Below are 12,643 nucleotides of genomic sequence, written 5' to 3'. Positions count from 1 at the left end.
TTCTGTAACGTGGGCGACATGTTGTAATGCCGGTGAAACCAAACGCGGCGCCGCGACATACTCGGGTAATATGCGGGCCTCACGGTAACTCGCGGGAAATCATGGCATAACGGTGAGCGCTGTTTGCCTCTCTAGGTTGTGAGACAAATCCAGAGAGGACATTCACATGACAGCCGTGAAGAACATCGAACGGCGTCGTCGAATGGGATTGTTGCGCTTGTCGCTTTGCGCGGCGGCATTGACCCTACTGATGGCGTTCTGTTTCACACCACCCAACCAAGCCCAGGCGGCCGAAGCCGTCCCCACATGCAACCCGTCCGCCACGAACGGATGCGTCAACGGCATCCTGCAGGACGCGTCCAAGAAGCCGATCGCCGGCGTCGAACTGAAGCTCACCGGTGCGGAAAGCGCCACGACCACGACCGACGCGAACGGCAACTGGGCGTTCAGCGTCGGCAAGGACGGCTCGTACACCGTCACGATGGATGAGTCCGTCGCCAAGGAGCACGGACTCAAGGCCGCGACCGCCACCGTCAAGGTCGAGAAGAACAGCTTCGACGCGGCCCGCCAGGTGGTCCGCTTCGACAAGCCCGCACCGGCCGGGAGCGGGTCGGGCGGTTCCGGTTCCGGCATCGCGTCCGGCAAATCCGGTTCGGGTTCGAGCGCGTCCGGCTCGACCTCCTCGACCGCGCCGGCCTCGTCCGACGCCGGCGGGGCCGGCTCGAACATCGGCGCGCGATTCTGGCAGCAGCTCTACTCCGGCGTGATCTTCGGCCTCATGCTCGGTCTCATGTCCGTCGGCATGAACCTCGTCTACGGCACCACCGGACTGAGCTCCTTCTCGCACGGCGAGCAGGTCACGCTCGGCGGTCTCATGGCGTTCGTCGGCACGCAGATCCTGCACTGGCCGCTCGTGCCAGCCGCGATCGTCGCAATCGCGATCGGTGGCCTCACCGGATGGATCCAGAACGAGATCGTGTGGGCGCCGCTGCGCCGCAAGCGCGTCGGCACCATGCAGCAGATGATCGTCACGATCGGCCTGTCGATGGCGCTGCAATACCTCTTCCAGTTCTTCTTCGGCGGCGACATCAAAGGCATCGTCAAGTCCGTGCCGAACAGCTTCCAGGTCGGCCCGATCACCACCGATTCGCCGACGCTCATCTCCGCGGCCATCGCGATCGTCACGATCGTCGGCGTGAGCCTGTTCCTCTACCGGACGCGACTCGGCCGCGCGACCCGCGCCGTCTCCGACAACGCCGCGCTCGCCGCCGCATCCGGCATCAACGTCGAACAGGTCGTGCGCATCGTGTGGATCATCTCCTGCGCGATGGCCGCGTTGTCCGGCGTACTGCTCGGCGTCTACCTGAACGGCATCTCGTGGAACACCGGCGCGACGCTGCTGCTCCTCATGTTCGCCGCCGTCACGCTCGGCGGCCTCGGCACCGCGAACGGCGCGCTCGTCGGCTCGCTGATCATCGGCATCGTCGCGGACATGAGCTCGCTCGTCATCCCCAACGACATGCGATACGCCAGCGCGCTGGCGATCCTCATCATCGTCCTGCTGGTGCGCCCGCAGGGCATCTTCGGCAAACAGCAAAGGGTGGGCTGAGACATGGACATCATGACCATCATCACCAACACGCTGGGCGAGCTCATCGCGCCCACCACGGCGGCGTACGCGCTCGCCGCCATCGGATTGAACATCCACTTCGGCATGACCGGACTGATGAACATGGGCCAGGCGGGCTTCATGCTGCTCGGCGCGTACGGCTTCGCGATCACGCAGTCGATGGGCGCGAACCTGTTCACCTCCGTGTGCGCGGCGATCCTGCTCGCCGTGATCTACGCGCTGCTGCTCGGCATCCCGACTTTGAAGCTCGGGCCCGACTATCTCGCCATGGTCACGCTCGCCGCGGCCGAGATCATCCGCATCATCGGCCGTTCCACCGCGATGACGAAGCTCACCGGCGGCTCGGCCGGCATTTCGCCGCAGGACTTCACCACGAAGTTCGAGAACCTGTCGCCCCTGCCGGACGATTCGACCACGTTCCTGTTCTGGACGTATTCGAACAACATCGCGAACTCGTGGTGGCTGCGCATCGTCGCCTGGGTGCTCGTCGCGATCGCCGCCGTGCTGTGCTGGCGCTGGTTCCGCTCCCCGTGGGGCCGCGTGCTCAAGGGCATCCGCGAGGATGAGAACGCGATCCGCTCGCTCGGCAAGAACGTCACCGTCTACAAGATGCAGGCGCTCATCATCGGCGGCATCTTCGGCGCGCTCGGCGGCATCATCTTCGTCCTGCCGCGTTCCGTGCAGCCCGATTCGCTGGGACGCGCGGTCACGTTCTACGCGTGGACGATCCTGCTGCTCGGCGGCGCCGCCACGATCTTCGGGCCGATCATCGGCTCCTGCCTGCTGTGGGTGCTACTCACGTTCGTCAAGGAACTGATGCGCGGCGCGATCCCCGAAACCGTCATTTCCTCCAACCAGGTCGAATCGCTCGGATGGGTGATCGTCGGCGTCGCACTGATGTGCCTGGTGATCTTCAGACCGCAGGGTCTGCTGGGAGACCGAAAGGAGCTGGCCTTCAATGTCTGAGAACACAGCTGAACCACTCAGGAACAAGCCGTTCCACGACCTCGCCAAATGGGCCACCAAGGCCCCGGAAGGTGAGCATCTCATCTCCACCGCGTTCGGCGACAAGGTGAAGGAGGATCTCAAGTTCGTCAAGAACGAGCCCGGCGTGCACAAGCCCGATCCGATCCTCGTGGCCGACAACGTGACGCGCCGGTTCGGCGGCATGACCGCCGTCGACGTCAGGCACTTCGAGATCGAACGGCACGGCATCACCGCGCTGATCGGCCCGAACGGCGCCGGCAAGACCACGTTCTTCAACCTGATGACCGGCTTCGACGCCCCGAACACGGGCGCGTGGCGGTTCGACGGCAAGGATCTCGCGCACGTGCACCCCGAACAGGTGGCGCGCATGGGCATGGTCCGCACGTTCCAGCTGACCAAGGTGATGAGCCGCCTCACCGTGCTCGACAACATGCTGCTCGGCGCGCCCGTCCAGCCCGGCGAGGGCCTGTTCCGCGCGCTCGTGCCCGGCCTGTGGCGTCGCCAGGAGCAGGCGAACATCGAGAAGGCGGAGGCGCTGCTCGAACGCTTCCTGCTCATCAAGAAGAAGGACGATTTCGCCGGCTCGCTTTCCGGCGGCCAGAGGAAGCTGCTCGAAATGGCGCGTGCGCTGATGAGCGACCCGCAGCTCGTCATGCTCGACGAGCCGATGGCCGGCGTCAACCCGGCGTTGAAGCAGTCGCTGCTCGACCACATCCTGTCGCTGCGCGAGGAGGGCACCACCGTGCTGTTCGTCGAACATGACATCAACATGGTCCGCCACATCGCCGACTGGGTGACCGTCATGGCCGAAGGCAAGATCGTCGCCGAAGGCCAGCCGAAGAGCGTGATGAACGACCCCGCCGTCATCGACGCGTACCTCGGCGCCCACGCCAACATCGACCTCGGCGACGATTCGGTGATGGACCTCAAGGAAAGCGAGGAACACTGACATGACTGCTACAGCATCGGCGCCCGCCGCGTCCGCGACCGACGCGCGCCCGCGCTCCGAAATCCATGTGGGCGAGCCGGAAGGCGAACCCCTCCTCGACGCCGTCGACCTCGTCGCCGGCTACATCCCCGGCGTGAACATCCTCAACGGCGCATCCCTCACCCTCCACGAAGGCGAGATCGTCGGCATCATCGGCCCGAACGGCGCCGGCAAATCCACGCTCCTCAAATCACTGTTCGGACTCGTCCACATCCACTCCGGACATCTGATCCTGAAAGGCGAGGACATCACCAACCTGCGCGCCGACAAGCTCGTCTCGCTCGGCGTCGGATTCGTACCGCAGACCGAGAACGTGTTCCCCTCGCTCACCATCGCGGAGAACATGCACATGGGCGCCTACCAGGCGCCGAAGAAGTTCAACGAACGCTTCGACTACGTGTGCTCGATCTTCCCCAAGCTGGGGGAGCGCAAGGACCAGCTCGCCGGCTCCCTGTCCGGCGGCGAACGCCAGATGGTCGCCATGGCCCGCGCCCTGATGATGAACCCGTCCGTGCTGCTCCTCGACGAGCCGTCCGCCGGCCTGTCGCCGATGCTCCAGGACGAGACCTTCATCCGCGTGCGCCAGGTCAACAAAGCCGGCGTCTCCGTCATCATCGTCGAACAGAACGCCCGCCGCTGCCTGCAGATCTGCGACCGCGGCTACGTCCTCGACCAAGGCCGCAACGCCTACTCCGGCCGAGGCCGAGACCTCCTGGAAGACCCCAAAGTCATCTCCCTCTACCTCGGCAACCTCGAACAAGAAGTCGAAGAAGAAGGCCAGTGATGCTGAGCCGTCTAATGGACAGCCCAGTGGGCTGTCCATAGGCGAAGTGAGCAGCTTATGCTGCGAAGGCTGCGTGAAACGCAGCACTTCGGCGTTGCTCCTCGGTCGACGTGCCTTCGCACGCCTTCCCTCGGTGCGCCTTGAAGCCACACACATCACCGACCTTCTCACAGAAGGCCAGTGACCTGTACCCCGGCTCTGCCTCCCTCTGACGAGGGAGGTGGCCGCCGAAGGCGGACGGAGGGAGAGACACCGAATCCCGGCCGCAAGCGCCCCCTCAGTCGGCCTCCGGCCGCCAGCTCCCCCTAAAGGGGGCGCAGGAACGCAGGGGCGGAATGCGCTCGGCGCATGCGATTCCCCTGCTCCCCCTGAAGGGGGAGCTGTCCCGCGAAGCGGGACTGAGGGGGTGCGCCCGGGACTGAGGGGGTGCACCGTCACAAGGCGACAATCACATCGCCCCGCCACACGTTCATATTCGCTTGAATAGAGAGGAAGCAATCATGAACAGCAAAAAGAAGATCATATTCACCGCGACGGCTGTCGTCGCAGCCGCCGTCATGGCGCTCGCCGGCTGCGGCTCGGCCGGCTCGTCGTCCAGTGCCGGCGCATCCGGCTCATCCGGCAAGAAGGACGCGTTCGTGCTCGGCGGACTCTGGCCGGAAACCGGCTCGCTCGCGTACCTCGCACCGCCGGAACTCGCCGCCGAGAAACTCGCCGTCAGCGACATCAACGCGGCAGGCGGCGTGCTCGGCAAAGACGTGACCACCACCGACGCCGACACCTCCGACGCGGATCACGCGGACCAGAACACGTCCGCCGTGCAGTCCGTGATGTCGAAGAACCCGTCGTTCGTGATCGGCCCAGCCTCCAGCGCCGTCGTCAAGAACGTGTACAAGACCATCACCGAACAGAAGATCCCGATGCTCTCGATGGGCGCCACCAGTTCCGACTTCTCCGGACTGAGCCCGTACTTCTTCCGCACCGTCCCGCCGGACACCGTGCAGGGCACCGTGCTCGGCCAGGTCATCGCGCAGGACGGCGTGAAAAACCTCGCCGTCGCGGTGTTCAACGACGAGTACGGCACCGGTCTGCGCGACACGGTCGTCAAGACCGTCAAGGACGCGGGCGTCAACATCGTCTACGGCGAGAAGGACGCGTTCGACCCGACCGAGACGAACTTCTCGTCCATCGCCACCGCGATCAAGGCGAGCAACCCGGACGCCGTCGCCGTGATCGCCTTCGACCAGACCAAGCCGCTCGTCAAGGCGCTGAAGAGCGCCGGCGTCGACACACACAAACTGTACTTCGTCGACGGCAACACGTCCGACTATTCGAAGGACCTCGACGCGGGGCTCCTCGAAGGATCGAAGGGCACGATCCCGGGCGTGCAGGCGTCCGACGAGTTCCAGAAGAAGCTCGTCGGCGCGTACGGCAAGGACATCAGCACCTTCACCTACGGCGCCGAAACGTATGACGGCATTATCCTCGCCGCGCTCGCCGCGCAGAAGGGCGGCAGCGCCGACGGCGAGACCATCCAGAAGAACATGGCCGCCGTCTCCGGTGCGAATGGCGGCACCGTGTGCACGACCTACAAGGAGTGCCTCGCCGCGTTGAAGTCCGGCAAGAGCATCCACTACAAGGGCGTGACCGGCATCGGCCCGTTCAACTCGAGCAACGACCCGAGCTCCGCCAACATCGGCGTGTACAAGTTCGACGCGAAGAACGTGCCGAACTTCGACCACGCGCAGGAAGGCAAGGTCCCGACCAAGTGAGGGCGTTCGGACAAGACCGAACAGGCTGGATCGGCTAACCGGTCCAGCCTGTCCGGCTGTTCGGCCGCTCAGCCGCGGTTGTCGAACATCTGCAGCAGCATCTTGCTCGGCTCGAGCGCGTAGACCGTGTGCGGCAGGCGCGCGCTCAGATACACGATGCCGCCCGCCGTGAGCTCGACCTCGCGCTCGCCGCCGCCGATGCGCAGCCGGCCTTCGAGCACCTGGATCGTCACGGGCATGGCCGCGGTGTGTTCGCTCAGCGCCTGGTCCTTGTCGAAGGCGAACAGCACGGCGCGCAGTCCGTCCTCGCGCAGCACCGTGCGCGACACGGTCGCCTCCTCCTGGATGTCGATCAGCGAGGCCAGATCGGCGACATAGCCCAGATGCGGTTCGACGGTGATGGCGTGCCCTTCGGCGTCACGGCGGCATGCGCCGTGCCCGTGTCCGCCGCCGCACCTGCACTGGTGTCGTGCGGGCTGCGGCTGTGCGGGCTGGTCGGTCTTGTTGGTGGCTTGGGTGATCTCATCTGCCATGATGCGCTCCCGTTCATCGGTCCTGTCGGACGCATGGATGTTTCGTCACCATCCATTATCGGGGCTTCCGATGGCAGAGGGGCGAGGGCAGCCGGAAATACAAAAAGACCGGAATCCTTCGATTCCGGTCCTTGTCTGTGCCCCCGCAGGGATTCGAACCCTGGACACGCTGATTAAGAGTCAGCTGCTCTAACCAACTGAGCTACAGGGGCGTAGTTGGTTCCTTTCGGAGAGCCCCGAGTGAGAATTGGACTCACGACCTCTTCCTTACCAAGGAAGTGCTCTACCACTGAGCTATCGGGGCGTGGCGGATAGTGGATTCGAACCACTGAAGCACGAAGCGGCTGATTTACAGTCAGCTCCCTTTGACCGCTTGGGAAATCCGCCGATCCGTTCCCTCCGCGGTCAGGCCTTTCAGCCCGACCCCATAAAGGCAACCTGAACATAATGGCACGTCATCGCGCATCGCGCAAGTCGGCACGTCGCGCGGGTCGCGCAGGTCGCGCCGTACCGTCGCGGTCGCGGCACCCGTCATCATCGCATTCACGATGATGACGGCACGAGTTCACCTGCGCGTGGTCGAACACACATCCTGCGGAAACGCGCGCGGAGTACACCGGATACCGACAACGATGAGGTCCGACTCAAGGGACGAACGAACGAAGGAGCGATCATGCACAACGACAACCATTACGACGCGCATCACTACAACACGTCGCATCTCGACGACAGCCAGTACGACGCCTACGTGTACGACGAATACGGCATCGAGCGCTGAGCTTCACCTATTCCTCGGCATCGTCCGAGGCCAGATCGTCACGGCCGGCCCGCACGTCGTCCACCCACATGACGAACGCCTCGGAAGGCGCGATGCCATGCTGCTCGTCGCAGACGATGGGATCATAGGCATAATGGGCACGGTAGCCGCCGGAGGCCGCGTTGTAGCGACCCCGGATCTGGGTCGGGCAGTCGTGGCCGTTCGCGAAGCACAGGTCACGAAGCTTTCCCAAGTCGCCGGTACCCAATTCCAGCACCTGCAATCTGATTGACTGGTCGTCGACCACATCCCGCAGGTATTGAATCGTTCCGTTCACGCGGAAGAACACGTTGAAGGCCGTCATACAGCCCTCGATGGATCCGTATATGTACACATCCTCCACGTTGACGTCGCCGACGGCCTCCAAGGCAAGCGCGACCAGACCCGCCTGAATGTCCATGAAATCGTCCTCGAATACGGCCATGCTGCCCTCCTTGCGGCGATACCAGCTACAGGTTACAGCGGCATGCCGAGAGCCCCGACGGCGCAGACAGGCCGGCTCGGTGACGGGCCTTCGCGGTGTGTGGGGCGTGGAATGCGCGTGAACTCGCTGCGCCGGATCATCGGTACGTACCAGTCCGGCGACCGTAATCTGCTGGAGCTCACTGACGAGGAGCTGGAGCAAGCCCTGCAGCTGACGGTGACCATCGACGGCAAGATCATGCCGACATTGACCGGATTGCTGCTGCTGGGCAAGGAGGAGTCGCTGAAACGTTTCGTTCCGACCCATAGGGCGTTCCGTGAGGCGCTGGTGACTTCCACATGTGCTGGTGGTCGTTTCGGTAGAGGATCCGTTGTGCTGGTCATGCGCCGATGATGCGGTCGATGAGGGCGTTGATGTGGATGCGCATGACGTCCATGATGTTCACCGGTAGGCTCGTGCCATCGAACGCCAATGGCAGTTCCGTGCAGCCCAGCACGATCGCCTCGGCATGCTCCCGTTCGGCCAGTCGAACGGCGATGTCCCGTAACATCTCCTGCGTCGCCGGTCTGACGATGCCGTATTCCAATTCCGTTTCGATTGCCTTGGCTATGTACCGCTTGTCCTCATCGTCCGGTGTGACGACGTCGATACCATGCACTTGGAATGGGTGCTGGAAGAAATCGCCGTCCATGGTCGGACCGGTGCCCATCAGGGCGACTCGATCGTAATGCCGGTCAACCGCGTACTGGCAGGACGTGTCCAGCATGCTGACGATCGGGATGGGCGAGCGTCGCGTCACCTCGTCGAACACTACATGCGGCGTAATGCCCGTGAACGCGGCGAACTCGGCCCCCGCGGCGGCGAGATTGGCGATTCCATGGGTCAGGTAGTCGGTGAGCCCGTCATAGTCTGCGCGTCTGCAGAAGCCCAGCACCTCGAACACGTCCAGACTTTCGATGCTCAGATGCGGGAACCGGTCTTGTCCCAAGCGCCTGCGCGCCCCGTCGGTGATCTCCTTGTAGTAGATGATCGTGGATTCCGGCCCGGTCCCGCCGATCAGTCCCAGCTTCCTCATGGCCGATTCCTTTCCGTGCCCCTGCGTTTCAGTGTGACTTGATGATTCCCGTACCGCCGGCCATGTAGTCGCGCAGGACGACCGCGTGATTGACCAGCGGATTCTTGGCCGCATACAGGAGCGTGACGGTTTCATGGGTCATGACGACGTCGCGCAGGGACGCGACCGTCTCTACGTTGGCGTCCAGTTCCGCCCGGTACCGTTCGGAGAACTTCGCAAAGCGCGCCGGATCATGTCCGAACCATTTGCGCAGTCCGGGTGAGGGCGCGATGTCCTTTAGCCACAGGTCAAGGGCGGCGCGTTCCCGGCTCATGCCGCGCGGCCACAGCCGATCCACCAGAATCCTGCAGCCGTCATCGGGTTCCGGCTCGTCATAGATACGTTTCACCATGATGCCCACGCCCGCCATCATCGAACTGCAGGGCGGACAAGTCAATCGATGCGGGACGTCCGAAAACCGAAGTCGGGCAGGATGGTGCCGATGGAGAACAGCGCCGCGCCGCCGCCGAGGCTGACGCGGCCGTCGCCGACCGTGGCGTGGATGACGCCGCCTCGCGCCGAGGCCTGATACGCGGTGAGCGTGGTCTTGTCGAGGCGTTTGCTCCAGTATGGCAGGATGTGGCAATGGCCGGAGCCACAGACCGGGTCCTCGGGGACGTTGAGCTTCGGTGCGAATGAGCGGGACACGCAGTCGGAGCCCGACCCCGCATCGCCGGCCGCCGTGACGTTGGCCAGCAGGCCGGGCAGGTCCTCAAGCAGCCCCTGGTCGGGATCGAGTCCGCGCACGGTCCGCTCGTCAGGCATCACGCACAGCAGGTCGCGGCCGAGCCACGCCTCAGCCGGACGGGCCCCCAACGCCTGCTCCATCGCGTCGGTGACCGGTGTGGGTTTCAGGTCGAAGGCGGGGAAGTCCATCGTGAACACGTCGCCGGCGTGGTCGTCGCCATCACGCCCGTCGCCCCTCCGTCGTGTCACGGTCAGCACGCCGCTCATCGTGCGGAACCGCACCACGTCGGCGTCCGGTTCCACGAACCGCAGCACCACATACGCGGAGGCGAGCGTCGCGTGACCGCACAGGTCGATCTCACCGCCCGGCGTGAACCAGCGCAGGTGCCATCCTTCCGGTTCGCGTACGACGAACGCGGTCTCGGAGAACCGGTTCTCCATCGCGATATCCGCCATCAGTTCGTCAGAGGGCCATGATTCCGGCAGACACACCGCCGCCGGATTGCCCTTGAACACCCTGTCCGTGAACGCATCCACCACATACTGCCGCATAGTCATGCTTGTCTCCCATTGCTTTCGTCGTCTACCGTCGGCGTCTGCCGTCGGATGTCCGTCGCCATGAATCCCCCAACGGGGCAGGAAGCCGCAAACCCGTCACACGAACACCAGCTGGACGAGCATCATGTACACGATGGTTCCTCCGGCGACGGACACCAGCATGCTGTGGCGCCACCGATGCAGCAGCACGATGACGAGGACCGTGATTGCCTCGGGCGCTCCATGGGATCCGGAGAGCGGCGACACATCCTTGAGCGCGTACACCACCAGCAGACCGGTCATCGCATGTGGCAGAACCCTGCCGAGGTAGGTCACGGTTCTGGGCGGTCGGCGTGAATCGGGGAACAGCGTGAACGGCAGGAAGCGGGTGAGCATGGTGCCCAACGAGACCGCCGCTATGGTCACGACGGCTTGCCATGTGGTCATGGTCATCATCGTTCCTCCCCGTTCCGGGTGTCGCGCTCGTCGCCCGCGTCTTCCAATCTCGTACGCAATATCAGGAACGTCACCAGCATCAGCGCCATGGCCGGAATCATGAACCGGTCCGGGCCGAACAGCGCCAGACAGATCGCGGAGGCCGACAGCCCGACCAGCGCAGGCGCATGAGGCCGAGCCGAATCCACGAGATTCGCGATCGCCGGGTGTGGGCGCGGGTCGCTGTCGTCGCTCTCCTTCCGGTTTCGGTCGTCATCCCACTGTTCGAGGAGAATCGACAGGAACAGGGCGGCGAGCACGAACTCGATGCCCTTGGTGTCGAACGGAAGCACGCCGCCGGCCAGCCAACCCAACGCTATTCCACCGAACCAGTAGGAGCGGCAGAGGACGGAGACGAACACCATGAACCATCCCCGGTCGACCGATTCCGGAATATGAACGCTGGAATCGATGGCGAATGTCTCGTCAATCATCGTGAAGATCAGATACGGTTTTCTCCAGCCCAATCCACGAAATGTGTCCAGCATCGACAGACCGTAGAACAGATGACGCGCGTTGACCATGATCGCCAACAGGAACGCGGACCACGGATCGAACGCGGACAACAGCAGATTCACGGTGACGAACTCCATCGACCCGGCGAAGATGACGTAGCCCATGACCAGCGGGTACACGATTGGGAATCCCTTGGCGTGCATGAATAGTCCGTAGGATCCGCCGAAGAACAGGAAGCCGGCGGCGATCGGCAGCGTGGGCGGCAACGCGGCCCGGAACGCCGTACGCAATAACGCCATATCGGGGGGTCCTTTCCTTCATTGATGTTCCCGTGCATGTGTCGAACGATCCAACTGCGCTGGACGTGTCCGATGGCGGCCATCGTATGACGTGCATATACGATAAGTACAATCAAATCCGCTAATGGACATGTAAGCGATGCTTATGCAACGTCTATGATGAACGATTATGGACAACCGGTATCTCGCCCTGCGGCACATCGTCGAATACGGCAGCGTCTCCGCGGCCGCCGACGAGCTGCGATGCAGCCAGTCGGCCGTCAGCCAGATGATCGCATCGCTGGAGAAGGAACTCGACGTCACCCTGCTCAACCGGCAGCGCGGCGGATGCACGCTCACCGAGGAGGGACGCCAGCTCTACCCGCTCATCGAGCGCTACGTGGAGGACGGTCTGCGCATCCGCGAACGGACCGACGAGATCCTCGGCCTCGACACCGGCGTGATTCGCATGGGCACCATCGCCAGCATCTCCGCCCACTGGCTGCCCGGGCTCATCAGCGGCTTCCAACAGCGTCACCCGAACGTGCGGTTCGTCCTGCACCAAGGCGACTACACCACCATCCAGGAATGGATCCACAACGGCACCATCGACTTTGGATTCATCAACCCCGCCGCCGCGCGCGACGTGCAGACCATCACCATCAAACGGGGCGCCATGCTCGCCGTCCTGCCGCAAGGTCATCCGCTCGCAGCACTTGACCGGGTGCCATTGGCCGCGCTCGCCAAGGAACCCATGATCCTGCTGGAGGAGGGGCATTATTCCGAGCCGTTGGAGGCGTTCGCGTCTATCGGGCTCAAGCCGAATGTGCGGTTGCGCATCCACGACGACTACTCGATCATGACCATGGTCGAGGCCGGATTGGGCTTCAGCATCCTCGCCGAACTCATCCTCCACCGCACCAGTGCCAACTACCGGATCGTCCTGCGTCCCACCGACCCGCCCGTGGACCGCACCATCGCCATCGCCTATGCCGACCGCGACAGGCTCCCCTTGGCGGCCAGACGATTCATCGAGCACCTGCGAAACAACATCGACGCATTGCCCTGAAGGGGTTGCCGGGTTGCCTCTGTTTGCCCGGTTACGTGGGGTTGCTGAAAAACGAAAACCCCAGAACCTCGT

At 63.8% G+C, this 12,643-nt stretch carries 14 protein-coding genes and 3 tRNA genes; 7 read left to right on the top strand and 10 right to left on the bottom strand.

The window, feature by feature from the left end; genetic code table 11:
* Positions 1-166: 166 nt before the first annotated feature.
* From AC1AYD_RS08155 to AC1AYD_RS08135, 5 genes are all read left to right on the top strand, one after another.
* Positions 167-1,609, top strand: a complete 1,443-nt coding sequence (locus AC1AYD_RS08155) for an ABC transporter permease subunit (protein ID WP_476544964.1) — start codon at positions 167-169, stop codon at positions 1,607-1,609.
* A gap of 3 nt (positions 1,610-1,612) precedes the next feature.
* Complete coding sequence (locus AC1AYD_RS08150) at positions 1,613-2,596, top strand: branched-chain amino acid ABC transporter permease (protein WP_476544962.1); 984 nt, start codon at positions 1,613-1,615, stop codon at positions 2,594-2,596.
* Positions 2,589-3,566 (top strand): ABC transporter ATP-binding protein, encoded by a 978-nt coding sequence (locus tag AC1AYD_RS08145; protein WP_476503177.1) that lies wholly within the window; start codon positions 2,589-2,591, stop codon positions 3,564-3,566. The genes AC1AYD_RS08150 and AC1AYD_RS08145 overlap by 8 nt, the downstream gene beginning before the upstream one ends.
* Before the next feature lies 1 nt (position 3,567).
* Complete coding sequence (locus AC1AYD_RS08140; protein ID WP_476544961.1) at positions 3,568-4,389, top strand: ABC transporter ATP-binding protein; 822 nt, start codon at positions 3,568-3,570, stop codon at positions 4,387-4,389.
* Positions 4,390-4,889: 500 nt separating this feature from the next.
* Complete coding sequence (locus tag AC1AYD_RS08135) at positions 4,890-6,161, top strand: ABC transporter substrate-binding protein (RefSeq protein WP_476544960.1); 1,272 nt, start codon at positions 4,890-4,892, stop codon at positions 6,159-6,161.
* 68 nt (positions 6,162-6,229) lie between these two features.
* Here the strand turns inward: AC1AYD_RS08135 and AC1AYD_RS08130 are convergent, their stop codons facing one another.
* The 5 genes from AC1AYD_RS08130 to AC1AYD_RS08110 form a co-directional block, all read right to left on the bottom strand.
* Entirely contained in the window at positions 6,230-6,694 is a 465-nt protein-coding gene (locus tag AC1AYD_RS08130) for a cupin domain-containing protein (RefSeq protein ID WP_476544958.1), read from the bottom strand.
* A gap of 138 nt (positions 6,695-6,832) precedes the next feature.
* Positions 6,833-6,906: transfer RNA gene (locus tag AC1AYD_RS08125), tRNA-Lys, on the bottom strand.
* A gap of 20 nt (positions 6,907-6,926) precedes the next feature.
* Positions 6,927-6,998 (bottom strand) — tRNA-Thr (locus tag AC1AYD_RS08120).
* 1 nt (position 6,999) lies between these two features.
* Positions 7,000-7,081: transfer RNA gene (locus AC1AYD_RS08115), tRNA-Tyr, on the bottom strand.
* A 398-nt stretch (positions 7,082-7,479) separates the two neighbouring features.
* A complete protein-coding gene (locus tag AC1AYD_RS08110) occupies positions 7,480-7,935 on the bottom strand; it encodes a hypothetical protein (RefSeq protein WP_476544957.1) in 456 nt (151 codons plus the stop codon).
* A gap of 117 nt (positions 7,936-8,052) precedes the next feature.
* On the opposite strand from AC1AYD_RS08110, the gene AC1AYD_RS08105 reads away from it, so the two are divergent.
* Positions 8,053-8,328, top strand: a complete 276-nt coding sequence (locus tag AC1AYD_RS08105) for a hypothetical protein (RefSeq protein ID WP_476544956.1) — start codon at positions 8,053-8,055, stop codon at positions 8,326-8,328.
* Here AC1AYD_RS08105 and AC1AYD_RS08100 read toward each other — a convergent pair.
* The 5 genes from AC1AYD_RS08100 to AC1AYD_RS08080 all read right to left on the bottom strand — a co-directional run bounded on the left by AC1AYD_RS08100 (position 8,315) and on the right by AC1AYD_RS08080 (position 11,523).
* A complete protein-coding gene (locus AC1AYD_RS08100; RefSeq protein WP_476544955.1) occupies positions 8,315-9,010 on the bottom strand; it encodes an aspartate/glutamate racemase family protein in 696 nt (231 codons plus the stop codon). The two genes, AC1AYD_RS08105 and AC1AYD_RS08100, sit on opposite strands and share 14 nt — an antisense overlap.
* A 28-nt stretch (positions 9,011-9,038) precedes the next feature.
* A complete protein-coding gene (locus AC1AYD_RS08095) occupies positions 9,039-9,419 on the bottom strand; it encodes a DUF488 domain-containing protein (protein WP_476544953.1) in 381 nt (126 codons plus the stop codon).
* Between the two features lie 23 nt (positions 9,420-9,442).
* The gene (locus AC1AYD_RS08090; protein ID WP_476544952.1) at positions 9,443-10,294 is read right to left on the bottom strand and encodes a PhzF family phenazine biosynthesis protein; all 852 of its coding nucleotides are present in this window, start codon (positions 10,292-10,294) and stop codon (positions 9,443-9,445) included.
* 96 nt (positions 10,295-10,390) lie between these two features.
* Positions 10,391-10,726 (bottom strand): branched-chain amino acid transporter permease, encoded by a 336-nt coding sequence (locus AC1AYD_RS08085; protein ID WP_476544951.1) that lies wholly within the window; start codon positions 10,724-10,726, stop codon positions 10,391-10,393.
* The gene (locus tag AC1AYD_RS08080) at positions 10,726-11,523 is read right to left on the bottom strand and encodes an AzlC family ABC transporter permease (protein ID WP_476544950.1); all 798 of its coding nucleotides are present in this window, start codon (positions 11,521-11,523) and stop codon (positions 10,726-10,728) included. The genes AC1AYD_RS08085 and AC1AYD_RS08080 overlap by 1 nt, the downstream gene beginning before the upstream one ends.
* Positions 11,524-11,692: 169 nt before the next feature.
* Here AC1AYD_RS08080 and AC1AYD_RS08075 point away from each other — a divergent pair, with 169 nt between their 5' ends.
* A complete protein-coding gene (locus AC1AYD_RS08075; RefSeq protein WP_476544948.1) occupies positions 11,693-12,571 on the top strand; it encodes a LysR family transcriptional regulator in 879 nt (292 codons plus the stop codon).
* Positions 12,572-12,643: the final 72 nt, after the last annotated feature.

This window comes from Bifidobacterium sp. LH_426, assembly GCF_056356875.1.
Note: the sequence above shows the minus strand (reverse complement) of the source record. Positions and strands in the feature narration are given on the sequence as shown.

Bases quoted from the DNA above. Each gene is read 5' to 3' on its own strand.
- AC1AYD_RS08110 (WP_476544957.1), bottom strand. From the start codon at position 7,935: ATGGCCGTATTCGAGGACGATTTCATGGACATTCAGGCGGGTCTGGTC.
- AC1AYD_RS08095 (WP_476544953.1), bottom strand. From the start codon at position 9,419: ATGGCGGGCGTGGGCATCATGGTGAAACGTATCTATGACGAGCCGGAA.
- AC1AYD_RS08075 (WP_476544948.1), top strand. From the start codon at position 11,693: ATGGACAACCGGTATCTCGCCCTGCGGCACATCGTCGAATACGGCAGC.
- AC1AYD_RS08140 (WP_476544961.1), top strand. From the start codon at position 3,568: ATGACTGCTACAGCATCGGCGCCCGCCGCGTCCGCGACCGACGCGCGC.
- AC1AYD_RS08130 (WP_476544958.1), bottom strand. From the start codon at position 6,694: ATGGCAGATGAGATCACCCAAGCCACCAACAAGACCGACCAGCCCGCA.
- AC1AYD_RS08100 (WP_476544955.1), bottom strand. From the start codon at position 9,010: ATGAGGAAGCTGGGACTGATCGGCGGGACCGGGCCGGAATCCACGATC.
- AC1AYD_RS08085 (WP_476544951.1), bottom strand. From the start codon at position 10,726: ATGACCATGACCACATGGCAAGCCGTCGTGACCATAGCGGCGGTCTCG.
- AC1AYD_RS08135 (WP_476544960.1), top strand. From the start codon at position 4,890: ATGAACAGCAAAAAGAAGATCATATTCACCGCGACGGCTGTCGTCGCA.
- AC1AYD_RS08080 (WP_476544950.1), bottom strand. From the start codon at position 11,523: ATGGCGTTATTGCGTACGGCGTTCCGGGCCGCGTTGCCGCCCACGCTG.
- AC1AYD_RS08155 (WP_476544964.1), top strand. From the start codon at position 167: ATGACAGCCGTGAAGAACATCGAACGGCGTCGTCGAATGGGATTGTTG.
- AC1AYD_RS08150 (WP_476544962.1), top strand. From the start codon at position 1,613: ATGGACATCATGACCATCATCACCAACACGCTGGGCGAGCTCATCGCG.
- AC1AYD_RS08090 (WP_476544952.1), bottom strand. From the start codon at position 10,294: ATGACTATGCGGCAGTATGTGGTGGATGCGTTCACGGACAGGGTGTTC.
- AC1AYD_RS08145 (WP_476503177.1), top strand. From the start codon at position 2,589: ATGTCTGAGAACACAGCTGAACCACTCAGGAACAAGCCGTTCCACGAC.